Raw genomic sequence first — 23,059 nt, 5'->3', positions numbered from 1 at the left:
GGGCGCGTCGTGGCGTGCGGGCGGTCAGCGGCCGCGCATGCCCTTGCGGTCGGGGCGGGCGCGCATCGGGTCGACGCCCTTCGGCACCGGCATCTTCACGGCGCCGAGCGCGGTGAGGCGCTTGAGCACCTCGCCGGTCTCCTGCTTGGTCAGCTGCGGCTTGAGGCGCTGGACCTTGCGGGCGAGCTGCGGCAGCGGGGTCTGGTCCTCCTCGCGGCCGACCTCGATCAGCGTGATCGGGACGCCCGGCAGGACGCGGGCGGTGCGCTTGCGCTCGGACTCGAGCAGCTTGCCGATCCGGTGCGCGGGGCCCTCGCCGATCAGCACGATGCCGGGCCGGCCGACGCCGCGGAACACCAGGTCCTGCGTGCGCGGGGCCACGGCGACGGGCTCCTGGGTGAACGTCCAGCCGCGGCGGATGGTGCCGAGGGCGGACATCGCGGCGCCGGGCTGGCCCTCGATGCGGGAGTACGCGGCGCGCTCGGCGCGGCGGGTCAGGGTGAACATGGCGCCGAGCAGCGCGAACGGGATGCTCAGCAGCAGCATGTAGACCCACGGGCCCCAGAGCAGGCCGATGATGAGGCCCACGGCGATGATGCCGAAGAACACCGCGAGGATCAGCCAGGTGACCGCCGGGTCCTGCTGGCGGGTCATCTGGTACGCCTGCCACACCTGGTGGTACCAGCGGGTCTTCTTCACCTTCGGGGGCTTCGGCGCCCCGGACGCGGCGTTCTTGTCACGGGCCATGACCCGGGAGTCTACCGGCGCGCGGGGGCCCTCCGTCCGCCGGAGCGACACCGGGACGGAGGTCCCTGGTGCCGGTGGTGCCGCCGGGGCGAGCCTGGAGGGACGTCGTCGCGGCACCGGGGCCGCGGCACCGGCTGCAGGAGGCGACCATGCGGGTCCTGGTGACGGTGGCGTCGCGGCACGGCGGCACGCGCGAGATCGGTACGACGGTCGCGGACGTGCTGCGTGCGGCGGGCCACGACGTGGCGGAGGTCGACCCGGACGAGGTCGACGCGCTCGACGGCTACGACGCGGTGGTGCTCGGCTCCGCGGTGTACGTCGGGCGGCTGGCCGCGGCGCTGCGGGAGCTGGTGGACCGGCTGCACGCGCAGCTGGCGGCGCGCCCGGTGTGGCTGTTCTGGTCCGGGCCCGTCGGGGACCCGCCGCTGCCGCCGTCCGAGCCCGACGACGTCGGCGTGGTCGCGCGCCGGGTCCGTGCGCGCGACGTCGCGTGCTTCGCGGGGCGGCTCGAGCGCGCGGAGCTGGGGCTCGCCGAGCGCGCGCTGGTGGCCATGATCGACGCGCAGCCGGGGGACTTCCGCGACTTCGCGGAGGTGGAGGCGTGGGCGGCGTCGGTGGCGGCCGGGCTGGCGTGGACCGAGCGGGCCGGCCGGCGCTGAGCGTGGCCGGGCGGGTCAGCCCGCGCGCGGCTCGGGGTCGGCGACCTCGTCGACCGGCCCGCGGCGCGCGACGATCAGCAGCAGCGCCCGCAGCTGCTCCACCTGCTCCGGCGTCAGCCCGTCCGTGACCATCGCCTCGGCGGCCTCCGGGTCGGACGCGGCGAGCACGGCGGCGCGGCCGGCGTCCGTGATGCGGATCTCCTGCTTGCGGCGGTCGGTGGCGTGGGCCGAACGGGTGACGTAGCCGGTGCGCTCGACGCGTGCGAGCACCCGGCTCATCGTCTGCTCGGTCACGTCGCACAGCGCCGCGAGCTCGGCCTGCGTGCGCGGGCCGCGCAGCAGGATCACCAGCACGGGCTGGCTCGCGTGGTTGAGGTCCCAGGACGCGAGGTGCGCGTTCCAGTCCCGCTCCACGCGGCGCGCTGCCGCGGACAGCAGCCGTCCGACGGGCCAGCCGGCCGGCTCGCGCGCGGCCATCGCCGTCCACCGCGGGTGCCGGTCGGCGCCGTCCTCCGCGTGCCGCTCCACCACGTGCTTCCTCCTGTCGGGCAGTTGCCCCGCGCTCATGTTGCCGGAATCGGGCGCGTCGCGCATAGTGCTCAGCATGCTGAGGAACGGGGTCCGGGGGATCGGGCGGGGACTGGTGGTGCTCGCGGTCGCGGCCGGGTGGCTCGCGGTGGCGGCGTTCGGGGGGATGGCGCAGGGGCAGCTGTCCCAGGTGCAGACCAACGACTCGGCGGCGTTCCTGCCGTCGTCGGCGGAGTCCACGCGCGCCGCCGAGCTGTCCGCGGAGTTCATCGAGTCGGAGTCGCTGCCCGTGCTGGTGGTGCTGGAGGCCGAGGGCGGGGGACCGCTCGACGCGGGCGCGGTCGCGGCGGTCCAGCCGGTGGTCGAGTCGCTGCCCGACGTCGCGGTGCCCGGCGCGGACCCGGCGGCCGGCGACCCCGCCACGCTCGGCGACGTGCTCACCGGCGACCCGGTCGTCGTCCCGTCCGAGGACGGCGAGGCCCTGCTGGTCCCGCTGTCCCTGGACGCCGAGCAGGCGGACGCCTCGCTCGCCGACGACGAGAGCGTGGTCGGCGCCGTCGTGCAGGCCGTGCGGGACACCCTCGCCGAGGACCTCGGCGCCACCGCCGACAACGCCGGCGAGGCCGGGCTGCTGGCGTGGGTCACCGGCCCCGGCGGGTTCGTCGCGGACCTGACCAACGCGTTCGGCGGGATCGACGGCGTGCTGCTGCTGGTCGCGCTCGGCGCCGTGCTGGTGATCCTCGTGCTGGTCTACCGGTCGCCGTTCCTGCCGCTCGCCGTCATCCTCACCGCCGTGTTCGCGCTGTGCGCGGCCGCGCTGGCGGTCTACCACCTGGCCGACGCCGGGACCCTGACGCTGAACGGCCAGGCGCAGGGCATCCTGTCGATCCTCGTGGTCGGGGCGTCCGTGGACTACGCGCTGCTGATCGTCGCCCGCTACCGCGAGGAGCTGCGCGGCGTCGGATCGCCGGCGGCCGCCATGAAGCGCGCGCTGCGCCGCAGCGTCGAGCCGATCACCGCCAGCGCCGGCACCGTCGTCGCCGGTCTGCTCTGCCTGCTGCTGTCCGACCTGGCCTCCAACCGCTCGCTCGGACCGGTCGGCGCGATCGGCATCGCCTCGGCGTACCTCGCGGCGTTCACGCTGCTGCCGCTGCTGCTGCTGGTGGCGGGCCGCCGGTCCCGGGTGCTGTTCTGGCCGCGGATCCCGCACGCCGAGCTCGGCGCGCACGCCGCCGGCCCGGCCGCGGCGGAGCCCGCCGCGGCGCAGGCCCCGCACCACGGCGCGCACGTCGCACCCGGGTCGGACGTCGACCCCGCGCCCGCCGCGGGGCTCTGGGGCCGCCTGGCCCGCGGCGTCGGCCGGCGGGACCGGGCCGTCTGGATCGGCACCGCCGTCGTGCTGCTCGCCTTCGCCGCGTTCCTGCCGACCTTCAAGGCCTCCGGCACCGGCCAGGCGGACGTGTTCCTGACCGACGTCGACGCGGTCGCGGGCGAGGAGGTGCTGGCCGCGCACTTCCCGGCCGGCACCGTGCAGCCGGCCACCGTGATCGTCGCGCAGGACGAGGCCGACGCGGTCGCCCGGGCGGCGCTCGACGTCGACGGCGTGGTGTCCGCCACCCCGTACACCGGCGCCACCTCCGGCGCCCCGACGGGTGCCCCCGCCGCCGACGAGGCGGAGCCGGTGGTCGTCGACGGCCGGGTCCGGGTCGACGTCGCCACCGAGGCCGCGGCCGACACCACCGAGGGCGTCGACACCGTCGAGCGGCTCCGCGAGGCCGTGCACGAGGTCGCGCCCGACGCCCTGGTCGGCGGCGCCGCTGCCGAGACCCTCGACGCGCAGGACGCCGGCACCCGCGACCTGCGGGTGATCGTGCCGGTCGTGCTGGTCGTGATCCTGCTGATCCTCATGGTGCTGCTGCGGTCCGTGGTCGCGGCCGTGCTGCTGATGATCGCCAACGTGCTGTCGTTCGCGGCGGCTCTCGGGGTCGCCGCGCTGGTGTTCGAGCACGTGTTCCAGTTCCCCGGGGCCGACCCGGCCGTGCCGCTGTACGCGTTCACGTTCCTCGTCGCGCTGGGGGTCGACTACTCGATCTTCCTGATGACGCGGGTCCGGGAGGAGAGCGCCCGGTCCGGGACGCGCGACGGCGTGCTGCGCGGCCTGGCCGTCACCGGTGGCGTCATCACCTCGGCGGGCGTGGTGCTCGCCGTGACGTTCGCCGCGCTGGGCGTCATCCCGCTGCTGTTCCTCGCGCAGCTGGCGTTCATCGTCGCGTTCGGCGTGCTGCTCGACACCCTGGTGGTGCGCAGCCTGCTGGTGCCCGCGCTGGTGCACGACCTCGGGCCGCGCACCTGGTGGCCCAGCCGGCTGGCGCGGGAGGAGGACGGCGCACCCGCGGCCTAGGGTGGCGGGCATGACGGACGCGCTGCGGATGGGACTGGTCGGCTACGGCTCGGCGGGGCGGGGCATCCACGCCCGGCTGCTCCGCGAGGTCGGCGCCCGGGTGGTGCGGGTGGTCACCCGCAGCCCCGAGCGCGCCGCCGCGGCGGCGGAGGACTGGGCCGACGTCGCCGTCGACCCGGACGTGCAGGCCCTGCTCGGGCACGCCGCCGACCTGGACGTCGTGGTGATCGCCAGCCCGACCGGCGAGCACGTCGAGCACGTCGGCCTCGCGCTGGCCTCCGGCCTGCCGGTGGTCGTCGACAAGCCGCTGGCCACCACCGCCGAGGAGGCCGCCGACCTGGCCCGGCTCGGCGCCGAGGCCGGCGGCCGGCTGACCGTGTTCCAGAACCGCCGCTGGGACCCGGAGCAGCTCACGCTGCGCGCCCTGCTCGAGGCCGGCGACCTGGGCCGGGTGCACCGGTTCGAGCGCCGCTGGGAGCGCTGGCGCCCCGTGCCGCAGGACCGGTGGAAGGAGAACGACACCCGGGCCGGCGGCCTGCTGCTGGACCTCGGGGCGCACCTGGTCGACTCCGCCGTGCAGCTGTTCGGCCCGGTGGAGCGGGTGCACGCGGAGCTGCGCAGCCTGACCACCCCGGCCGAGGACGACGTGTTCCTGGCGCTGACGCACGTCGCGCGCGCCGACGGGTCCGCCGTGATCAGCCACCTGCAGGCCGGCGGGCTGGTCGGTGCGCCCGGCCCGCGCACCCGCGTGCTCGGCGACCGCGGCGCCTACCTGGTGACCAGCTTCGAGGGCGAGGCGTCCGCGTTCGGCGTGCTCGACGAGGCCGCCGGCGACGAGCACGAGGGCTGGCTGGTGCACGGCGACGACCGCGTGCCCGTCCGGCGCGCCCCCGGCGGGCACCCCGACTTCTACCGGGCGGTCGAGTCCTGGGTGCGCGGCACGGGCCCGGTCCCGGTCGACCCGGCGGACGCGGTCGTCACGGCGCGCGTCCTCGACGCGGCCCGCCTCTCCGCCCGCGAGCACCGCACGGTCACGCTCGCGCCCTGACCGCCGCGCGCGTCGCGCCCCCGAGCGGGCAGCAGACGTCCCTTCCGCGTGCGGCCAGGGGACATCTGCTGCCCGCTCGGGGCAGCGGCGGCGGGCTCAGGCGAGCAGCGCGCGGGCGGCCTGCTGCGGTGTGGGGTGCCGGTGCACGAAGCCCGACGCGGTCAGCGCCTTCGGGACGACCCGGAGCGAGCCCAGGATCTCGTCCGAGAACTGGCCCAGCGCGAGCTTCAGGGCGAACCCCGGCACCGGCAGCACCGCGGGACGGTGCACGGCCTCGGCGAGCGCCCGCACGATCTCGATCTCGGTCACGGGCTCGGCCACCAGGTTCACGGGGCCGCTGACCGGCGCGTCCAGCAGGTGCAGGATCGCGCGGACCTCGTCCTCGAGGCTGATCCAGCTCCAGTACTGCCGCCCCGACCCGAGCGGCCCGCCGAGCCCCAGCCGGATCAGCGGCAGCAGCCGCCCCGCCGCGCCGCCCGAGCGTGCCAGCACGATGCCGGTGCGCAGGAACGCCACCCGCACGTCGTCCCGCTCCACGGCGGGCGCGGCGGCGGCCTCCCACCGGCGCACGACCCCGGCGAGGTACGAGTCGCCGTACGGCTCGGCCTCGGTGACCTCCACGTCGCCCCGGTACCCGTAGGCGCCCGTCGCCGATCCCTGCAGCAGCACGCGCGGCGGGGCGTCCATGCCGGCGATCGTCCGGGCGATCAGGCCGGTCGTGCGCGTGCGGGACTCCAGCACGACGCGCTTGCGGGCCGCGGTGAGCCGCTTGTCGCCGACCCCCGCGCCGGCCAGGTTCACCACGGCGTCCGCCCCGGCCAGCACGGCCGGGTCCAGCACGCCCGCGTCCGGGTCCCAGGTGTGCTCCTCCGGGCCGCGCGCCGTCCGGCGGACCAGCCGCCGCACCGTGCGGCCCTCCGCGCGCAGGCGCTCGGCCAGCGCCGTCCCGATCAACCCGCTCGACCCCGCCAGCACCACGACCATGCGCCGACCCTACGGTCGGCGGCGCCGGTCGGCCCGGCGGACGCCGCCGCCACCTGCGCGGGTGCGGCGTGCAGGTGCCCCTAGGGTGGGGCGCCATGGACGCCGCGCACCCGGCCACCCCGCCGCCCCTCGCGGTCGTCGCCGCCGAGGCCGGCGTGTCCGTGCCCACCGTGTCCAAGGTGCTCAACTCCCGCCCGGACGTGGCCGCGGCGACCCGGACGCGGGTCACCGAGGTGCTCGCCCGGCACGGCTACGCGGTCCGGCCGTCGGGCAGCCGGCGGACGGGCTTCGTCGACCTGCGTGTCGTCGACCTCGACAGCACCTGGGCCGAGGCCGTGGTGCGGGGCGCGGCCCGGGCGGCGGCGCGGCTCGGCGCCGACCTCGTGGTGACCGTCGAGCCCGGCACCGAGTCGTGCGGGCCCTGGGTGCGGCACGCGCTGCGCCGGGGGACCGACGCCCTGGTCAGCGTGGTCGCGGTCCCGGACGAGGCCGCGCGCGCCGACCTGGCACGCGCCGCCGTGCCGGTGGTCGTGGTCGACCCGCGCACCCGGCCGGACGCCGACCTGCTGGCGGTCGCCGCCACCAACTTCCGGGGCGGGCTCGACGCGACCGCGCACCTGGTGGCTCTCGGGCACCGGCGGATCGCGACGATCACGGGGCCGCAGGACCAGGACAACGCCGTCGCGCGGCTCGCCGGCTACCGGACCGCGCTGATCCGGGGCGGCCTGGCCGTCGACGACGAGCTCGTGCGGGGCGGCGACTACGGGGTCGACGCCGGGTTCCGCGCCGCCAGCCTGCTGCTCCGGCTGGACGACCCGCCGACGGCGGTGTTCGCCACCAGCGACGACACGGCGATCGGGGTGCTCCGGGCCGCGCGCGAGCACGGCGTGCGGGTGCCCGAGGACCTCTCGGTCGTCGGGTTCGACGACCAGCCCGTGGCCGCCTGGCTGGACCCGGCGCTCACCACGGTCCGGCAGCCGCTGGACGAGATGGGCGACGCCGCGGTGACGCTCGCGCACCGGGCGCGGGACGGCGCTCCCGGGTCCACGCACCTGGAGCTGGCGACGCGCCTGGTGCTGCGCGGCTCGACGGCGCCGCCGCGCTGACGGCAGGTCCCGCGCCGGCCGCGGCGTCCCGTCCCGGTCGCGACCGTGCCCCGCACCGCCAGGGGCACGGGGCACGGGCACGGGCACGGTCGCACGCCTCCGGTCAGCCGACCGGGGCCGCCCGTCCGCGACGCACGAGCACCAGCGCGGTCCCGGTGCCGAGCGCGGTCAGCGCCAGCAGCAGGGCCGGCGCCGGGTGCGCGCCCGTCGTCGCCAGGTCCGCCGCCGCCGGGCCGGAGGCCGACGCCTCACCCGTCCCGGGCGTCCCGGTCGCGCCCGGGTCGGGGGCACCGGGCTCGACCACGCCGGGCTCCGGCTCACCGGGCTCCGCCGCCGGGGCGGCGACCGTCAGCGTCACCGGTGCGCCGTCCGTGGTGAACCCGGCGTCGTTCGTCGTCGACAGCCCGACGGTCACCTCGCCGGGCGTCGTCACGGCCGGCAGCTCGCACGCCCACGCCCCGTCCGCGCCGACGTCGGCCGTGCAGGTGGCCCCGCCGGGCCCGGTCGCCGTGAGGTGCGCCCCGGGCTCGCCGGTGCCGGCCAGCCGGTCGACGCGCTCGACCGTCGACCCCGGTGCGGGCTCGGTCAGCGCGGGTGCGACGGCCTCGGCCGCGGAGGAGAACACCTCGGACGCCAGCACCGGGCGCAGCCGCTCCTCCATGTCCCGGCCGACCACGTAGTCGCGCAGCAGCCCGTCACCGAGGTAGTTGCCGATCGCCGCCACGATCATCGACTGGTCCAGCGACAGGTAGCGCTCCGCGACCGTGCCGGAGCGCACCGCGACGGCGTCGTAGAACCCGCCGGGGCCGTAGGCGTCGAAGTCGTCGGCGATGTTCCTCAGGTTCTCCACCACGCCGCGCGGGTCGTACTCGAGCCCGAGGAACGCGGCGTGCGGGGTCACGACGCCGTCGCCGAACTCCGGGTCGGGGTTGGTCTCCTCCCGGCAGCCGTGGAACCCGAGGTCGACGTCGGTGCTGCCGTCGGACAGGTAGCCGTCCGACCGCAGGCCCAGCACGTCCACGCCGTACTCGGCGTAGCCGCCGTGCGGGTCGCTCGCGGGGGAGAAGCCCCAGTAGCCGTACGCGGCCTCGTCCAGCCCGTGCTGCTTCTGCGCCTCGACCACCAGCGGGTGGTTCACGCCCCAGGACCGCGGCGCCCACTCCGACTCCGGCACCAGCATGTCGGGCATCAGCGCCTCGAACATCGAGCCGCCCCAGCCCGGCACGAGCGCCATGCCGCGGTAGTGGTAGACACCCTCGTAGACGTCCACGCCGTCGTAGGTGCGGGTCACGCCGCTCGGGCGCTGCTCCTGCCACGCCCAGTCGCAGGTCGACGGGAACGTCCGGTAGGTGCCCCAGTAAGCCTCCGGCGGGATCTCGCCGTCCGCGATCCCCAGGTACATCGCGATGCGCGTCTCGGAGACCGTCGTGTCGTAGTGGTGGCAGGTGTAGTAGACGGTCGTGCCGCCCTGGTAGTTGCCGGGCACCGAGCAGCCCGCCGGCTCGGAGTCCCAGAACCCGCCCCGGATCAGCCCGACGCCGAGGTCCGGCCGGCCGTCGGGGTTGTAGTAGACGCCGAAGTGCATCGAGTCGTAGAGCGCGGTCGCCTCGTCGGCCAGCCGCGGCTCGGCCTCGGCCACCGCGCGCAGCGACGCGGCGAGCCAGCCGTTGTCGACCGAGGACAGGAAGTGCTCGACGACCGCGCCGTCGTCGGGCCAGGTGTCGACGCGGTCGCCGGTGGCCGGGTCGTACCAGTTGTAGAACATCCCGGACTCGTCGTGCCGATCCATCCGCTCCAGCGTGCCGAGCGTGGTCGCCATCCGCTCGCGGGCGTCGTGCCGGCTGATCAGGCCCAGGTCGCGGGCGACGACCGTCGACCACAGGTAGCCGCCGATATTGGTCGGCGAGGTGTAGGCGCTCGCGCCCTCCGGGTCGAGGTCGCCGGTGATGTTGTCGGCCACCAGGCCGGTGCCGGGGTCGGTCATCGCCTCGAGCGAGGTGTACGTGTCGGCGAGCCAGGTGCGGAGCCGGCGCTCGTCGCCGCCGTGCCCGTGGCCACCGCCGTGCCCGTGCCCGCCGCCCTGGCCGTGCCCGCCGCCGGCGGGGAGCGGGGCCGCCGCGGCACCGGCCGCCCCGGCACCGGCCAGCAGCAGGGCGAGGCCCGCCGCGGCGAGCGCACGGCCCCGTCGCGGTCGGCGCCGCCGGGACGACGGGGCGGGGGAGTCGGTGGGGCGCCGGTCGGCGGCGCGGGGTGCTTCTCGCATCGGGCACGTCCTCGTGGTCCGGGGCGCCGAAATTTCGACACCCGTTGTCGAAAGAGCGCCAGCACGCTACCGGCGCCCGGTGGGCCGGTCAACGGGTGCGGGGCGGTCCCGGCACGACGACGCCCCGGTGACCACGAGGGTCACCGGGGCGTCGAGGACGCGCGTCAGCGCACGGTCACAGGCCGACCTCGGCCTCGAACGCGCCCTCCTCGATCCGCTGCTTCACGGTCATGAGGTACCGCGACGCGTCGGCGCCGTCGACCAGGCGGTGGTCGTACGACAGGGCCAGGTAGCACATCGACCGGATCGCGATGACCTCCTCGCCGTCCGCGCCCTTGACGACGACGGGGCGCTTGACGATCGCGCCGGTGCCGAGGATCGCGGAGGTGCCGCCGGGGACGATCGGGGTGTCGAACAGCGCACCGCCGGAGCCCGTGTTGGTCACCGTGAAGGTCGCGCCGGACAGCTCGTCCGGGGTGACCTTGTTGGCGCGGGTGCGGCCGGCCAGGTCGGCGATCTTGCGGCCGATGCCCGCCAGGTTGAGGTCACCCGCGTCGCGGATGACCGGCACGACCAGGCCGCGCTCGGTGTCCACCGCGATGCCGATGTTCTCGGAGCCGTGGTAGGTGATCTCCTTGCCCTCGAGCACGCCGTTGATCTTCGGGTGCACCTTGAGCGCCTCGACCGCCGCCTGCACGAAGAACGGCAGGAACGTGAGGTTGACGCCCTCGCGCGCCTTGAAGGAGTCCTTCGCCTTCGCCCGCAGCTTCGCGACCTTGGTGACGTCCACCTCGACCACGGAGGTCAGCTGCGCCTGGCTGTGCAGGGCGTCGACCATGCGCTCGGCGATGACCTGCCGCAGGCGGCTGGCCTTCTCGGTGGTGCCGCGCAGCGGCGACGGCTCCAGCGACTTCGGTGCGGCGGCCGGAGCAGCGGCGGCCGGGGCCGACGGGGCCGGGGCGGCGGCCTTCGCAGCCTCCTCCGCCTTGGCGGCCGCCTCGAGGACGTCCTCCTTGCGGATGCGCCCGCCGACGCCGGTGCCGGTCAGGGTCGACGTGTCGACGCCCTTCTCGGCGGCCAGCTTGCGGACGAGCGGCGTCAGGTACGACCCGGCGGCCTGCGGCTGCGCGGGCTGGGCCGGCTGGGCCGGCTGGGCCGGCTGGGCCGGCGCAGCGGGAGCCGGCGCCGGGCTGGCGGCCTGCTGCGTCGGGGCCGGGACCGGGGCGGGCGTCGGGGTGGGCGCGGGGGCCTCCTCCGGCGCGGCGACCTGCGGAGCGGCCTCGGTGGCGGCCGGGGCCGCCGCCTGGGCGGTGCCCGAGCCGGAGCCGGAGCCCGAGCCGATGACGGCGAGCGCGGCGCCGACCTCGGCGGTCTCGTCCTCGGCGACCAGGATCTCCTGCAGCGTGCCGGCGAACGGCGACGGGACCTCGGTGTCGACCTTGTCGGTCGAGATCTCGAGCAGCGGCTCGTCGACCTCGACGCGGTCGCCCACCTGCTTCAGCCAGCGGGTGACGGTGCCCTCGGTGACGGACTCGCCGAGCGCCGGCAGGGTGACCTGCTGGCTGTCGCCGGAGTCCTGCGCCTCGGCGGCCGGCGCGGGGGCGGGCTGCTCGGTGGCGGGGGAGGCGGTCTCGGCCTCCGGGGACGGCGAGCCGTAGCCCTCGCCCTGCGTCGTCGCGCCGGTCTGCTGCTGGGGCTCGGCCGGGGCCTGCTCCTGCTGCGCCGGGGCGTCCTGGGCCGGGGCGTCGCCGCCGGCACCGGAGCCGTCGCCGATCACCGCGAGGACGGCGCCGACCTCGGCGGTGTCGTCCTCCTGCACCAGGATCTGCTCCAGCACGCCGGCGAACGGCGACGGGACCTCGGTGTCGACCTTGTCGGTCGAGATCTCGAGCAGGGGCTCGTCGACCTCGACGCGGTCACCCACGTTCTTGAGCCAGCGGGTGACGGTGCCCTCGGTGACGGACTCGCCGAGGGCGGGAAGCTGCACGTTGTCGGACATGACCGCTCGTGTCTCCTTCGAAGTTCCTGTGGTCAGTTGTGGGCGTGCAGCGGCTTGCCGGCGAGCGCGAGGTGCGCCTCCCCGAGAGCCTCGTTCTGCGTGGGGTGGGCGTGCACGAGCGCCGCGACGTCCTCGGGGTACGCCTCCCAGTTCACGATCAGCTGGCCCTCGCCGATGAGCTCGCCGACGCGGGCGCCGATCATGTGGACGCCGACGACGGGGCCGTCCTTCTGGCGCACCAGCTTGATGAAGCCCTGCGTCGCGAGGATCTGGCTCTTGCCGTTGCCGCCCAGGTTGTACTCGAGGGTCTCGATCGCGTCGGCCCCGTGCACCTCCTTGGCCTTGGCCTCGGTCAGGCCGACGGACGCGACCTCCGGGTCGGAGTACGTGACGCGGGGGATGCCCGACTCGACGATCGGCTGCGGGTTCAGACCGGCGATCTCCTCGGCGACGAAGATGCCCTGGGCGAAGCCGCGGTGCGCGAGCTGCAGGCCCGGGACGATGTCGCCGACGGCGTAGATGTTGCCGACGCCGGTGTGCAGGCGCTCGTTCGTGATGACGAAGCCGCGGTCCAGCGTGATGCCCTGCTGCTCGTAGCCCAGGTCGGCGGTGCGGGGGCCGCGGCCGACGGCGACCAGCATGAGGTCCGCGTCGAACGTCTTGCCGTCCTCGAGCGAGACGTGCACGCCGTCGTCGTCCTGGGTCACGCCGGAGAACCGGACGCCCAGGTTGAAGTTGATGCCGCGCTTGCGGAACTGGCGCTCGAACGCCTTGGACAGCGCCTCGTCCTCGTTGGGGACCAGGTGGGGGAGCGCCTCGATGATCGTGACGTCCGCGCCGAACGACTTCCAGACGCTCGCGAACTCGGAGCCGATGACGCCGCCGCCGAGGATGATCGCGGACTTGGGCACGAAGTCGAGCTTCAGCGCCTGGTCCGAGGTGATGACGCGGCCGGCGATCTCCAGGCCGGGCAGCGACCGGGCGTACGACCCGGTGCCGAGGATGACGTGGCGGCCGGTGACGCGCTCGCCGTTGACCTCGACGGTGTCCTGGGCGACGAGCTTGCCGTAGCCCTCGAACACGGTGATCTTGCGGGACTTGATCAGGCCCTGCAGGCCCTTGTAGAGCCGGCCGATCACGGAGTCCTTGTACTCGTTGACGCCGTTCATGTCGATGCCCGTGAGCTGCGTCTGCACACCGAAGTGCGCGCCGTCGCGGGCGTTGTCGGCGAGCTCGGCGGCGTGCAGCAGGGCCTTGGTGGGGATGCAGCCGTTGTGCAGGCAGGTGCCGCCGACCTTGTCGCCCTCGATCAGGGCGACGCTCAGGCCGAGCTGGGCACCGCGGAGCGCAGCCGCGTAGCCGCCACTCCCTCCGCCCAGGACGACGATGTCGAAAGCGGATCCGGTCGTGTCGGACACGTGAAGACTCCTCCGGCGCAGACATAGGGGGAACGCGGTTGTTCCTCGCCCATCTTGTCATCTCCGCATAGGCCCGACGACCCAGATCACCGGGGCCCCGCTGTGATTCTCGGAACAGTCATCCCATGTCTCGGGCGGCGCCTCGCGCCCGGGGCGGCCCGGTGCGCCTCCTGGGTGAATCCCAGCGGACGTCCAGCCACCGCCGTTAGGCTCGCCGCATGGGCCTGTTCTCCCGTCTCCGCCGACCGGCCGCTGCGGCCACCCCGGACGCCGAGCCGACCGGCCGCGCCGCGCGCGAGGAGACCGTCGAGCACCTGCGCGAGTTCATCCGCACCCGCGTCGGGGTCGAGGCCTACCTGGAGCCGGCCACCAACGTCACGCAGACGACCCTCATGCTCGTGGCGACCGACGGCGAGTGGACCCGCCGCCGCGTGCCCGACGCCAAGTCCGGCTGGGCGCTGGCGCGGTCGCTCGAGGTGCCGGTGTACGACGTGCAGCGCACCGGCTACCCGCAGCGCATGCGGGACTGGAACAGCCGGCAGCGCATCGAGCGCCAGCGGGCGCAGCGCGAGCGCGCCGCCCGCCGCGCCGCCGACCCCCGCTGACCCGGCCCGTCGGGCCGCCCTCCCGCCGCGCTCCTGGAGCGGCCCACGCCTCTCTCCGAGGCCGCCGAGACAGGACCCGCGCGCCGAGGTAGGACCCGGGAGAGCCCTATCTCGGCGGGGACGCCCTCTCTCGGCGCGGACACCCTCTCTCGGCGGCCGGGCACGGCGACGCCCCGGGACCCTCGCGGGTGCCGGGGCGTCGTCGGGCGTGCGTGCGGGTCAGCGCTGGGCGCGGGCCTCGATCAGCGCGAGCATCGTGCGGACGCCGACGCCGGTGCCACCGACGGGCGTGTAGCCGAACGCCGACTTCTCGTTGAACGCCGGGCCGGCGATGTCCAGGTGCGCCCACGGGGTCGACCCGACGAACTCCTGCAGGAACAGGCCGGCGGTCAGCATGCCGCCGAACCGGTCGCCGATGTTCGCGATGTCCGCGACCTTGGACTTCAGGCCGGCGCGCAGGTCGGCGGGCAGCGGCATCGGCCAGAACGCCTCGCCGGCGGCCTCGGCGGAGTCGACCACCTCGGTGCGGACGGCGTCGGTCCCCATGACGGCGGAGACGCGCGGGCCGAGCGCGACCAGCTGCGCGCCCGTGAGGGTGGCGATGTCGAGCACCAGGTCGGGCTTCTCCTCGACCGCGGCGACCAGGCCGTCGGCCATGACCAGCCGGCCCTCGGCGTCGGTGTTCAGCACCTCGACGGTCTTGCCGCCGCGGATGGTGAGCACGTCGGACGGGCGCTGCGCGGTGCCGGACGGCATGTTCTCGGCCAGGCAGAGCCAGCCGGTGACGGCCACGGGCAGCTCGAGCCGGGCGGCGGCGACGACGGTGTGCAGCACGGCGGCGGCGCCGGCCATGTCGGACTTCATCGCGTCCATGCCGGCGGCGGGCTTGATGGAGATGCCGCCGGAGTCGAACGTGATGCCCTTGCCGACCAGCGCGACCTTCGCGGCGGGCCGGGACGGGGTGTAGGACACCTTGACCAGGCGCGGCGGGCGGGCCGAGCCCTGGCCGACGCCGAGGATGCCGCCGTAGCCGCCGGCCGCGAGGGCCTTCTCGTCCAGCACGGTGATCTTGAGGTTGCGGGTGCCGGCGTCCTTGACCGCCGCCTTGGCGACGTCGGCGAACGCGGCGGGGAACAGGTCGTTCGGCGCGGCGTTCACCAGGTCGCGCACGCCGTGCACGGCGGCGGCGAGCACCTCGGCGCGGGCCAGCGCCTTCGCGGCCGACTTGTCGCGGGCGCGCGGCGTCAGCAGGGCGATCTCGGTGACGGCGGCCTCGGCGTCGGCCGTGCGGTACCGGGTGTAGGCGTAGGCGCCGAGCAGCGCGCCCTCGGCCACGGCGGTGACCTGCTCCAGGTCCTCCGCCGGCAGGGCGACGGCGACCGAGGCCGCGCCGGTCAGCTCGCGCAGCGCGGCACCGGCGGCGCGACGCAGCGTCTCGGCCCCGGGCGTGGCGCCGGCGTCGAGCGGGCCGACGCCGGTCAGCACGACCACCTTGGCGGCGAGCTTGCCCGCGGCCGGCAGGCGGCGGACCTCGTCCGGCGCGCCGGTGATGCCGAGCACGCCGGCCAGGTCCGCGACCTGGGTCGCGGTCTCGGACGGCAGCCAGTCGGCACCCACCAGGCGGGGGCCGTCGGGGCTGCTCGCGACCGCGACGACGAGGGCGTCGGCGGTCTGGCGGGTGGGGTTCGCGGAGGTCAGCGTCACTCGGGGCACCCGCCGATGCTATCGGTGTCGCCGGGTACCGTGGGGCTCCGTGACTCCACCCCTGCTCTACGCCGTGGCCGCGGCGGCGCTGCTGCTCGCCGGATGGGCCGGCTGGTTCGCGATCCGGGACCGTGCGGTGGTGCTCCGCCAGCTGTGGGGCGCGGCGGTCGTCGAGGGGCTGATGCTGGTCCAGGCCGTGGTCGCGGGCGTGCAGCAGGCGACCGGGGCCGTGCCCGCCGAGCCGATCGTGTTCTGGGGCTACGTGGTCACCCAGCTGATCCTGCTGCCCGCCGCGGCGCTGTGGGCGTTCGCCGAGCGCACCCGGTGGTCGTCGGTCGTGCTGCTGGTCGCCGCCCTCGCGGTGGCGTTCCTGCAGCTGCGCCTCGAGCAGACCTGGGCGGCCTGATGGCGACGACCACCCCGGCTCCGACCACCGGCACCGCCAGCGGGCCCGGCCGGGTGCTCGTCGCGGTCTACGGCGTGTTCGCCCTCGCGGCGTCCGCCCGCGCGGGGTTCCAGATCGCGCAGAAGTTCGACGAGGCGCCGCTGGCCTACCTGCTCTCCGCGCTCGCCGCGCTGGTCTACGTCCTGGCGACGGTCGCGCTCGCGCGGGACTGGCGCCGCGTCGCGTGGCTCGCGGTCGGCGTCGAGCTGGTGGGGGTGCTGGCCGTCGGCACGCTCTCGGTGCTCGACACCGGGGACTTCCCGGACGAGACGGTGTGGTCCGTGTACGGCGAGGGCTACGGCTTCGTGCCGCTCGTGCTGCCGTTCCTCGGCCTCGCGTGGCTGTGGCACACCCGCCCGCGCGCGGCGGTCGCGGGCCCGAGGTCCGGACCGTCCCCGGCCGGGGACCAGTAGGTTGGGCGACGTGTACGGGCTCCTCTTCCGCCAGGTCTTCTCCCGCATCGACCCCGAGCAGGCGCACCACCTCGCCTTCGGCGCCATCCGCGCCGCCGCACGCGTCCCCGTCGTCAGCGGGGCGCTGCGCTCCGTGTTCGCGACGCCGCCGGCGGGAGCCGTCCAGGTCCTGGGCCGGACGTTCCCGTCGCCGTTCGGGGTGGCCGCGGGCTTCGACAAGAACGCCGTCGGCGTCCCGGGGCTGACGATGCTGGGGTTCGGCTTCGTCGAGGTCGGCACGGTCACAGCGTGGCCGCAGCCGGGCAACGAGGCGCCGCGGCTGTGGCGCGTGCTGGACCGCCGGGGGCTGCGCAACCGGATGGGCTTCAACAACGAGGGCGCGGTCGCCGTGGCGAAGCGCCTGCGGCAGCTGCGCTCCACGCCGCGGGGCCGGTCGTACGTGGTCGGCGTGAACATCGGCAAGACCAAGGTCACCGCACCCGAGGACGCCGCCGACGACTACGCGACCAGCGCCGGGCACCTCGCGCCGTACGCGGACTACCTGGTGGTCAACGTGTCCTCGCCGAACACGCCGGGGCTGCGCGACCTGCAGTCCGTGGACGCGCTGCGCCCGATCCTGCAGGCGGCGCGCGTCGCCGCGGACGAGGCGGCGGCCGACGCCGGCCGCCCGCGCGTCCCGCTGCTGGTCAAGATCGCCCCCGACCTCGCGGACGCCGACGTCGACGCCGTGGCGGACCTGGTGACCGAGCTCGGCCTGGACGGCGTGGTGGCGGTGAACACGACGATCGCGCACGACCTGGGGGAGGGCGGCCTGTCCGGGCCGCCGCTGCTCGAGCGCGGCCTGGTGGTCGTCGCGCGCCTGCGGCACCGCCTGGGCCAGGGGCCCGTGGTGATCGGCGTCGGCGGCATCACCACGCCGGCCGACGCCCGCGCGTACCTGGCCGCGGGTGCCGACCTGGTGCAGGGGTACACGGGGTTCATCTACGAGGGCCCGTTCTGGCCCCGGCGGATCGGCCGCGGGCTCGCCGGGGGTGCGGCGTGATGGTGCTGCACCCGCAGTGGGCGTGGGAGCTGGCAGGCCCCGACGGGCCGCTGGACCGGCCGCTGTCGCCGGTGTTCACCACCCGCTACGACGCCGAGGAGTGGCTCGGCGCCCAGTGGCGGGCGCTGCGCGACCAGGGCGTCCGCACCGCGCTGCTGCGCAACGACGGGACCGCCGTGCCGCCCGCCCACGACCTGACCGCGGTGCCCGAGCAGATGACGGTGCGCCCCCGGGACTGACCGCGGCCGCCGGACTCGTCGGGGGCGTTGGGGACCCGGGCCTCGCGCGCATCAGACGAACGCGCTCGGCGCGATCGCCGCACCCGGCTCGCCCCGCCCCGGCGCGCCCAGGGCCGCCCAGGCGAGGGCCAGCCCGTCCACCGCGGTGCGCAGCGCCTCCGGCCCCGCGGTGAACGGCAGCCGGATCCGGTCCTCCAGCCCGCCGTCGACGCCGAACGACGGCCCGGGCGCGACCCGGACGCCGTGCGCCAGCGCGAGGGCGCTGAGCGCGGACGAGACGGGTGCCCCGAGGTCCACCCAGAGGGACTGGCCGCCGGCCGGCACCGAGAACCGCCACCCGGGCAGCCGATCGGCCAGCAGCCCGGACAGCAGGTCCCGACCGGCCCGCAGGTGCGCGCGCCGCTCCTCGAGCGGACCGTCGCCCAGCCGGAGCAGCTCGACGGCGACCAGCTGGTCCAGCACCGCCGTCCCCAGGTCGGCGCTGCGCCGCGCGAGCGCGAGCCGGGTCACCAGGTTCGCCGGGCCGCGGAGCCAGCCGACCCGGAGCCCGCCCCAGTGGCTCTTGGACATCGACCCGATCGCGACCACGCGGCTGCCGGTCCCGTCGCCGGCCCACGGCGCGGGAGCCGGCCCGTCGAGCGTCAGGTCGGTCAGCACCTCGTCCCCGGCGACGACCGTGCCGGTCCGCCGGGCGAGGTCGCGGACGCGCGCGCGGCCGGCCTCGTCGAGGGTGCCGCCGGTCGGGTTGTGGTGGTCGGGGACCAGGTACACCAGGCGCGGCGCCACCTGCCGCACCGTCGACTCCAGCAGGTCCAGGTCGACGCCGTCCACGCCGGTCGGGACCGGCACCGGGCGCGCACCGGCGGCCCGCACGGCCTCGATGGCGTGCGGGTACGTCGGCTGCTCCACCACGACGCGGTCGCCCGGGCCGGCGTGCGTCGCCATCAGCAGGGCGATGGCGTGCTGCGCCCCGGTCGTGATCAGCACCTGGCCCGGGGAGGTCGGCACACCGCGGGCCGTGTAGCGGTCGGCGACCGCCTCGCGCAGCACGTCCAGCCCGAGCGGCGCGTAGCCGTGCCCGGCGTGCGCGGGCAGCCGGTCGACGGCACGGCGGGCGGCGCCGTGCAGGTCCCGCGGCGGGGCGCAGGCCGCGATGGTCAGGTCGACCACGCCCGCGGGGTCCAGGGGCCGGTGCACCGGGAGCGCGGGACGGGTACGGTGACCGCCCTGCGCGGCCGGGGCCCCGGGCGGCAGCGCGGTCACCGTGCCCGAGCCCTGCCGGCTCACCAGGTACCCCTCGTCGCGCAGCAGCCCGTACGCTCCCGAGGTCGTGGTGCGGGAGACGCCGAGCGCGGCCGCCAGCTCCCGCTCGCCGGGCACGCGGGTGGCGAGCGGCAGGTCGCCGGCCAGCACGGCGCGGCGCACGGCGTCGGCGAGCGCGGCGTACGCCGGTCCGGGGCGGCGCCACCGGCCGACGACCTGGGCCAGGCCCGTGCCGCCGATCCGGCGGTCGGAGACGAGGAGCGTGGACATGAGGCCACTCTTGCGCAAGTGGCTATCGAAGGGAAGGCCGGTCGTGCCACAGGATGAGGCCATGACGCCGCAGACCTCCGCCTCCACCACCCCGCGCACCCCGGTGCGGTCCCGGGCCGTCCGGCGCGGGGTGCAGCTCGTCGTCGGGCTCGTGCTCTACGCCGTGTCGATCGGGCTGCTCGTGCACTCCGGCCTCGGCAACATGCCCTGGGACGTGCTGAGCCAGGGCGTCTCCCGGCAGATCGGCTGGTCGCTCGGCACCGTGACGGTCGTGCTCAGCGTGCTGATCCTGGTCTGCTGGTGGCCGCTGCGGCAGAAGCCCGGCATCGGCACGGTCGCCAACGTGCTGGTGATCGGCGTGCTGATCGACCCGGTGCTGGCGCTGCTGGACCTGCTCCCGGACCCGCTGCCGCTGCCCGGGCGGATCGGGCTGGTCGTCGCCGGCATCCTGCTGAACGGCGTGGCCAGCTCCCTGTACATCGGCGCACGGCTCGGCCCCGGCCCGCGGGACGGGCTGATGACCGGCCTGGTCGCGCGCACCGGGTGGCCGGTCGGCCCGGTCCGGATCGCGATCGAGGTCACCGTGGTCGCGGTCGGCTGGCTGCTCGGTGGCACCGTCGGGCTCGCGACGGTGGCGTACGCGCTGGGCATCGGCCCGCTGATCCACGTGCTGCTGCCCCGCCTGACGGTGCCGGTGCCGCCGGCCGTCGCGGCGCAGGAGCCGGCCGAGCCGGGCGAGGGCCGCTAGGGCGCACGGCACGGGCCCCGCCGCTCCGGGGGAGCGACGGGGCCCGGTGCTGGGCGTTCTGACGTCAGCGCGCGGCGGGCGAGCTCTTCGCCGTCTCCGCCGGGTCCGAGATCACGGCGTCGCCGAGGATCTCGTCGATCCGCGTCATCAGCTCGGCGGGGATCTCCACCCCGGACGCCTTGACGTTCTCGACGACCTGCTCCGGGCGCGAGGCCCCGATGATCGCCGCGGCGACGTTCTGGTTCTGCAGCACCCAGGCCACCGCCAGCTGCGCGAGCGACAGCCCGAGCTCCTGGGCGACCGGGGTCAGGTCCTGCACCCGCTGCAGCACGTTCGGCTGGTCCAGGAAGCGCTTGATCGTGTTCGCGCCGCCCTTCTCGTCCGTGGCGCGCGAGCCCTCGGGCAGCGGCTGGCCCGGCTTGTACTTGCCGGTGAGCACGCCCTGGGCGACGGGGGACCAGACGATCTGCGACAGCCCGAGCTCCTCGGACGTCGGGACGACCTGGCCCTCGATGACGCGCCAGAGCGCGGAGTACTGCGGCTGGTTCGAGATCAGCTGGAAGCCGAGCTCCTGCGACAGCGCGTGGCCGGCGCGGATCTGGTCCGCGGTCCACTCGCTCACGCCGATGTACAGCGCCTTGCCGGAGCGGACGACGTCGGCGAACGCCTGCATCGTCTCCTCGAGCGGCGTCGCGTGGTCGTAGCGGTGCGCCTGGTACAGGTCGACGTAGTCGGTCTGCAGGCGCTGCAGGGAGCCGTCGATCGACTCCATGATGTGCTTGCGGGAGAGGCCGGAGTCGTTCGGGCCCTTGGGGCCGGTCGGCCAGTAGACCTTCGTGAAGATCTCGAGCGACTGCCGGCGCTCGCCCTTGAGGGCCTCGCCCAGCACCTCCTCGGCGACCGTGTTCGCGTAGGCGTCCGCGGTGTCGAAGGTGGTGATGCCGTTGTCGAGGGCGGCCCGGACGCAGGCGGTCGCGGCGTCGTTCTCGACCTGCGAGCCGTGCGTGAGCCAGTTGCCGTAGGTGATCTCGGAGATCTTGAGGCCGGAGCGGCCCAGGTGGCGGTAGTTGACCATGCCACCACCCTAGGCCGGTGTCGCGGGAGTGCTACTCCGGGTACTCGCCGTGCTTGACCTGCGGCTTGGGCAGCCGCGCGCGGCGGATCTGGAACACGCGGGTGATCGCGTACATCATCAGGCCGCGCTGGATCGCGTCGTCGCCGAACTTGGCGACGAGCTTCTTGCGCAGCCGGCGCCACATGATGGCGACGTCCACGACCATGCCGACGATGAACAGGTACAGCACCACGAGCCCGAGGAACGCGAGCTCCGGGCTGACCGACGTCAGCAGCATGTTGAGCAGCAGCATGACGATGGCCACCGGCAGGAACAGCTCGCCCAGGCTCCAGCGGGCGTCGACGTACTGCCGGACGTACCGGCGCACCGGGCCCTTGTCCTTGGCGGGCAGGTAGCGCTCGTCGCCCGTCTGCATCGCGGCGTACTGCCGGTCGCGCTCGACGCGCTGCGCCGCCTTCGCCTCCTTGGCCGCGGCCTTGCGGTCCTGGGGCACGAGCGGGCGGCGGTTGGCCGCCTCGGCGACCTTCCGCTTGGGGGTGGGGCGGCCCTTGCCGCCGGGTCCCTCGATGGTCCCGGGCGTCTCCTGGGTCAGGGGCACCTGCTCCACCGAGTCCGTCGGGACCGTGCTGTCCTTGCTGCGTCCGAACACCCCTCCAGGGTAGTCGAGTAGCGTGGCGGTCCGTGACAGAGCCCACCGCCACCCCGTCCCCGTCCGCCGCGCCGCAGGTCGAGGACCTGCGCGCCCGCGTGGCTGCTGCGTTCGCCGGCGTCCGCGCCGACCTCGAGGCCCTCGTCCGGGTGCCGAGCGTCTCCAACGCCGACTTCGACCAGGCGCACGTCGCCGCCAGCGCCGAGCACGTCGCCCGGCTGCTCGGCGAGGCCGGCCTGCCCGAGGTGCAGATCCTGTCCGTCGAGCGGCCCGACGGCACGCCCGGTGCGCCCGCCGTCGTCGCCCGCCGGCCCGCGCCCGCCGGCGCCCCGACGGTGCTGCTCTACGCGCACCACGACGTGCAGCCGCCCGGCTCGGCGGACGACTGGGACACCGACCCGTTCGAGCCCACCGAGCGCGACGGCCGGCTGTTCGGCCGCGGCGCCGCGGACGACAAGGCCGGCGTCGTGGCGCACCTCGGCGCGCTGCGCGTGCTCGGTGACGAGCTCGGCGTGGGCGTCACGGTGTTCGTCGAGGGCGAGGAGGAGGTCGGCTCGCCGTCCTTCACCCGGTTCCTGCACACGTACTCCGACCTGCTGGCCGCCGACGTCATCGTGGTCGCGGACTCGTCCAACTGGAAGGTCGGCGTCCCCGGCCTGACCACGTCGCTGCGCGGCCTGGTCGACCTGGAGGTCGAGGTCGCGGTGCTCGACCACGCCGTGCACTCCGGCATGTTCGGCGGCCCGGTGCTCGACGCCGTGACGCTGCTGTCCCGCCTGATCGCGACGCTGCACGACGACGCGGGCGACGTCGCGGTCGAGGGCCTGGTCACGGCGCCCGACCCGGCCGTCGACTACGACGAGGCCGCGTTCCGCGCCGACGCGAGCGTGCTGGACGGCGTGACCCTCGCCGGCACCGGCCCGCTCACCGCGCGGCTGTGGACCCGCCCGACCATCGCGGTCATCGGCCTGGACGCCCCGCGGGTCGCGACGGCGTCGAACACGATCACCCCGAAGGCGACCGCCAAGCTGTCCATGCGGATCGCCCCCGGGCAGGACCCGGCCGCCGGGCTCGCCGCGCTGCGCGCGCACCTGGAGGCGCACGCCCCGTTCGGCGCCCGCGTCACCGTGCGCGACGGCGAGCTGGGCAAGCCGTTCCAGGCGCCCGCCGACAACCCGGCGATGCGGGCCGCGCGCGCCGCGTTCGCCGACGCCTGGGGCACCGAGCCGGTCGACATCGGCATCGGCGGCTCGATCCCGTTCATCGCCGACCTGCTCGAGGTCTACCCGGACGCGGCCATCCTCGTCACCGGCGTCGAGGACCCCGACTCGCGGGCGCACGGCGCGAACGAGTCGGTGCACCTCGGCGAGCTGGAGAAGGTCGTGCTGGCCGAGGCGCTGCTCCTGACGCGCCTGGCCTGACCCCGGGTCCCGGGGGGCGCGGGCCGACGCCC

The 23,059-nt window shown here is 75.7% G+C and carries 21 protein-coding genes; 11 read left to right on the top strand and 10 right to left on the bottom strand.

Annotated elements, in window-relative coordinates:
- Window positions 1-24 precede the first annotated feature (24 nt).
- Window positions 25-747, bottom strand: a complete 723-nt coding sequence (locus AC1050_RS03735) for a DUF4191 domain-containing protein (RefSeq protein ID WP_482386031.1) — start codon at window positions 745-747, stop codon at window positions 25-27.
- Between the two features lie 149 nt (window positions 748-896).
- Here AC1050_RS03735 and AC1050_RS03730 point away from each other — a divergent pair, with 149 nt between their 5' ends.
- Window positions 897-1,406: a flavodoxin domain-containing protein gene (locus tag AC1050_RS03730; RefSeq protein WP_482386030.1), complete on the top strand. Its 510-nt coding sequence runs from the start codon at window positions 897-899 to the stop codon at window positions 1,404-1,406.
- A 15-nt stretch (window positions 1,407-1,421) separates the two neighbouring features.
- Here the strand turns inward: AC1050_RS03730 and AC1050_RS03725 are convergent, their stop codons facing one another.
- Window positions 1,422-1,937, bottom strand: a complete 516-nt coding sequence (locus AC1050_RS03725; RefSeq protein ID WP_482386029.1) for a MarR family winged helix-turn-helix transcriptional regulator — start codon at window positions 1,935-1,937, stop codon at window positions 1,422-1,424.
- Window positions 1,938-2,010: 73 nt separating this feature from the next.
- Here AC1050_RS03725 and AC1050_RS03720 point away from each other — a divergent pair, with 73 nt between their 5' ends.
- Window positions 2,011-4,335 (top strand): MMPL family transporter, encoded by a 2,325-nt coding sequence (locus AC1050_RS03720; RefSeq protein WP_482386028.1) that lies wholly within the window; start codon window positions 2,011-2,013, stop codon window positions 4,333-4,335.
- Window positions 4,336-4,345: 10 nt separating this feature from the next.
- Entirely contained in the window at window positions 4,346-5,383 is a 1,038-nt protein-coding gene (locus AC1050_RS03715; RefSeq protein ID WP_482386027.1) for a Gfo/Idh/MocA family oxidoreductase, read from the top strand.
- Window positions 5,384-5,479: 96 nt separating this feature from the next.
- On the opposite strand, the gene AC1050_RS03710 is transcribed toward AC1050_RS03715, so the two are convergent.
- Entirely contained in the window at window positions 5,480-6,367 is an 888-nt protein-coding gene (locus tag AC1050_RS03710; protein ID WP_482386026.1) for a TIGR01777 family oxidoreductase, read from the bottom strand.
- A 95-nt stretch (window positions 6,368-6,462) separates the two neighbouring features.
- Here AC1050_RS03710 and AC1050_RS03705 point away from each other — a divergent pair, with 95 nt between their 5' ends.
- Window positions 6,463-7,473 carry a LacI family DNA-binding transcriptional regulator gene (locus tag AC1050_RS03705; RefSeq protein ID WP_482386025.1) on the top strand — a complete coding sequence of 337 codons (1,011 nt, stop codon included), beginning with the start codon at window positions 6,463-6,465 and terminating at the stop codon, window positions 7,471-7,473.
- 103 nt (window positions 7,474-7,576) lie between these two features.
- On the opposite strand, the gene AC1050_RS03700 is transcribed toward AC1050_RS03705, so the two are convergent.
- The 3 genes from AC1050_RS03700 to lpdA form a co-directional block, all read right to left on the bottom strand.
- The gene (locus AC1050_RS03700) at window positions 7,577-9,736 is read right to left on the bottom strand and encodes a glucoamylase family protein (protein ID WP_482386024.1); all 2,160 of its coding nucleotides are present in this window, start codon (window positions 9,734-9,736) and stop codon (window positions 7,577-7,579) included.
- A gap of 175 nt (window positions 9,737-9,911) precedes the next feature.
- A complete protein-coding gene (sucB, locus tag AC1050_RS03695) occupies window positions 9,912-11,735 on the bottom strand; it encodes a 2-oxoglutarate dehydrogenase, E2 component, dihydrolipoamide succinyltransferase (protein WP_482386023.1) in 1,824 nt (607 codons plus the stop codon).
- A 32-nt stretch (window positions 11,736-11,767) separates the two neighbouring features.
- The gene (lpdA, locus tag AC1050_RS03690; protein ID WP_482386022.1) at window positions 11,768-13,153 is read right to left on the bottom strand and encodes a dihydrolipoyl dehydrogenase; all 1,386 of its coding nucleotides are present in this window, start codon (window positions 13,151-13,153) and stop codon (window positions 11,768-11,770) included.
- Window positions 13,154-13,371: 218 nt separating this feature from the next.
- Here lpdA and AC1050_RS03685 point away from each other — a divergent pair, with 218 nt between their 5' ends.
- Entirely contained in the window at window positions 13,372-13,758 is a 387-nt protein-coding gene (locus AC1050_RS03685) for an oxidoreductase (protein WP_482386021.1), read from the top strand.
- A 219-nt stretch (window positions 13,759-13,977) separates the two neighbouring features.
- Here the strand turns inward: AC1050_RS03685 and AC1050_RS03680 are convergent, their stop codons facing one another.
- Window positions 13,978-15,471: a leucyl aminopeptidase gene (locus AC1050_RS03680; protein WP_482386020.1), complete on the bottom strand. Its 1,494-nt coding sequence runs from the start codon at window positions 15,469-15,471 to the stop codon at window positions 13,978-13,980.
- A gap of 40 nt (window positions 15,472-15,511) precedes the next feature.
- Between AC1050_RS03680 and AC1050_RS03675 the strand changes: the two genes are divergently transcribed.
- The 4 genes from AC1050_RS03675 to AC1050_RS03660 are packed head-to-tail and all read left to right on the top strand — an operon-like array spanning window position 15,512 to window position 17,601.
- A complete protein-coding gene (locus AC1050_RS03675; protein WP_482386019.1) occupies window positions 15,512-15,868 on the top strand; it encodes a hypothetical protein in 357 nt (118 codons plus the stop codon).
- Window positions 15,868-16,320 carry a hypothetical protein gene (locus tag AC1050_RS03670; RefSeq protein WP_482386018.1) on the top strand — a complete coding sequence of 151 codons (453 nt, stop codon included), beginning with the start codon at window positions 15,868-15,870 and terminating at the stop codon, window positions 16,318-16,320. Before AC1050_RS03675 ends, AC1050_RS03670 begins: the two co-directional genes overlap by 1 nt.
- Before the next feature lie 10 nt (window positions 16,321-16,330).
- Window positions 16,331-17,362, top strand: coding sequence for a quinone-dependent dihydroorotate dehydrogenase (locus AC1050_RS03665; protein WP_482386017.1), 1,032 nt, complete (start codon window positions 16,331-16,333; stop codon window positions 17,360-17,362).
- Window positions 17,362-17,601 carry a hypothetical protein gene (locus tag AC1050_RS03660; RefSeq protein WP_482386016.1) on the top strand — a complete coding sequence of 80 codons (240 nt, stop codon included), beginning with the start codon at window positions 17,362-17,364 and terminating at the stop codon, window positions 17,599-17,601. The genes AC1050_RS03665 and AC1050_RS03660 overlap by 1 nt, the downstream gene beginning before the upstream one ends.
- A 51-nt stretch (window positions 17,602-17,652) precedes the next feature.
- Here AC1050_RS03660 and yczR read toward each other — a convergent pair whose 3' ends face one another.
- Window positions 17,653-19,134: a MocR-like transcription factor YczR gene (yczR, locus tag AC1050_RS03655; RefSeq protein ID WP_482386015.1), complete on the bottom strand. Its 1,482-nt coding sequence runs from the start codon at window positions 19,132-19,134 to the stop codon at window positions 17,653-17,655.
- 61 nt (window positions 19,135-19,195) lie between these two features.
- On the opposite strand from yczR, the gene yczE reads away from it, so the two are divergent.
- Window positions 19,196-19,882, top strand: a complete 687-nt coding sequence (gene yczE / locus AC1050_RS03650) for a membrane protein YczE (protein ID WP_482386014.1) — start codon at window positions 19,196-19,198, stop codon at window positions 19,880-19,882.
- Window positions 19,883-19,946: 64 nt separating this feature from the next.
- Here the strand turns inward: yczE and AC1050_RS03645 are convergent, their stop codons facing one another.
- Together AC1050_RS03645 and AC1050_RS03640 are read right to left on the bottom strand one after the other, a co-directional pair.
- A complete protein-coding gene (locus AC1050_RS03645; protein ID WP_482386013.1) occupies window positions 19,947-20,957 on the bottom strand; it encodes an aldo/keto reductase family protein in 1,011 nt (336 codons plus the stop codon).
- 31 nt (window positions 20,958-20,988) lie between these two features.
- Window positions 20,989-21,606, bottom strand: coding sequence for a DUF3043 domain-containing protein (locus AC1050_RS03640; RefSeq protein WP_482386012.1), 618 nt, complete (start codon window positions 21,604-21,606; stop codon window positions 20,989-20,991).
- A 32-nt stretch (window positions 21,607-21,638) separates the two neighbouring features.
- Between AC1050_RS03640 and AC1050_RS03635 the strand changes: the two genes are divergently transcribed.
- Window positions 21,639-23,027 carry a M20/M25/M40 family metallo-hydrolase gene (locus tag AC1050_RS03635; protein WP_482386011.1) on the top strand — a complete coding sequence of 463 codons (1,389 nt, stop codon included), beginning with the start codon at window positions 21,639-21,641 and terminating at the stop codon, window positions 23,025-23,027.
- Window positions 23,028-23,059: the final 32 nt, after the last annotated feature.

Source organism: Cellulomonas sp. NEAU-ZC6 (assembly GCF_056844425.1).
This window is presented reverse-complemented; position numbering and strand designations above follow the sequence as displayed.

What these genes read in the sequence shown, in the direction of transcription:
- AC1050_RS03670 (WP_482386018.1), top strand. Translation starts at nt 15,868, where the DNA reads ATGGCGACGACCACCCCGGCTCCGACCACCGGCACCGCCAGCGGGCCC.
- sucB (WP_482386023.1), bottom strand. Translation starts at nt 11,735, where the DNA reads ATGTCCGACAACGTGCAGCTTCCCGCCCTCGGCGAGTCCGTCACCGAG.
- yczE (WP_482386014.1), top strand. Translation starts at nt 19,196, where the DNA reads ATGACGCCGCAGACCTCCGCCTCCACCACCCCGCGCACCCCGGTGCGG.
- AC1050_RS03715 (WP_482386027.1), top strand. Translation starts at nt 4,346, where the DNA reads ATGACGGACGCGCTGCGGATGGGACTGGTCGGCTACGGCTCGGCGGGG.
- AC1050_RS03730 (WP_482386030.1), top strand. Translation starts at nt 897, where the DNA reads ATGCGGGTCCTGGTGACGGTGGCGTCGCGGCACGGCGGCACGCGCGAG.
- yczR (WP_482386015.1), bottom strand. Translation starts at nt 19,134, where the DNA reads ATGTCCACGCTCCTCGTCTCCGACCGCCGGATCGGCGGCACGGGCCTG.
- AC1050_RS03700 (WP_482386024.1), bottom strand. Translation starts at nt 9,736, where the DNA reads ATGCGAGAAGCACCCCGCGCCGCCGACCGGCGCCCCACCGACTCCCCC.
- AC1050_RS03735 (WP_482386031.1), bottom strand. Translation starts at nt 747, where the DNA reads ATGGCCCGTGACAAGAACGCCGCGTCCGGGGCGCCGAAGCCCCCGAAG.
- AC1050_RS03645 (WP_482386013.1), bottom strand. Translation starts at nt 20,957, where the DNA reads ATGGTCAACTACCGCCACCTGGGCCGCTCCGGCCTCAAGATCTCCGAG.
- AC1050_RS03660 (WP_482386016.1), top strand. Translation starts at nt 17,362, where the DNA reads ATGGTGCTGCACCCGCAGTGGGCGTGGGAGCTGGCAGGCCCCGACGGG.
- AC1050_RS03710 (WP_482386026.1), bottom strand. Translation starts at nt 6,367, where the DNA reads ATGGTCGTGGTGCTGGCGGGGTCGAGCGGGTTGATCGGGACGGCGCTG.
- AC1050_RS03705 (WP_482386025.1), top strand. Translation starts at nt 6,463, where the DNA reads ATGGACGCCGCGCACCCGGCCACCCCGCCGCCCCTCGCGGTCGTCGCC.
- AC1050_RS03685 (WP_482386021.1), top strand. Translation starts at nt 13,372, where the DNA reads ATGGGCCTGTTCTCCCGTCTCCGCCGACCGGCCGCTGCGGCCACCCCG.
- AC1050_RS03720 (WP_482386028.1), top strand. Translation starts at nt 2,011, where the DNA reads ATGCTGAGGAACGGGGTCCGGGGGATCGGGCGGGGACTGGTGGTGCTC.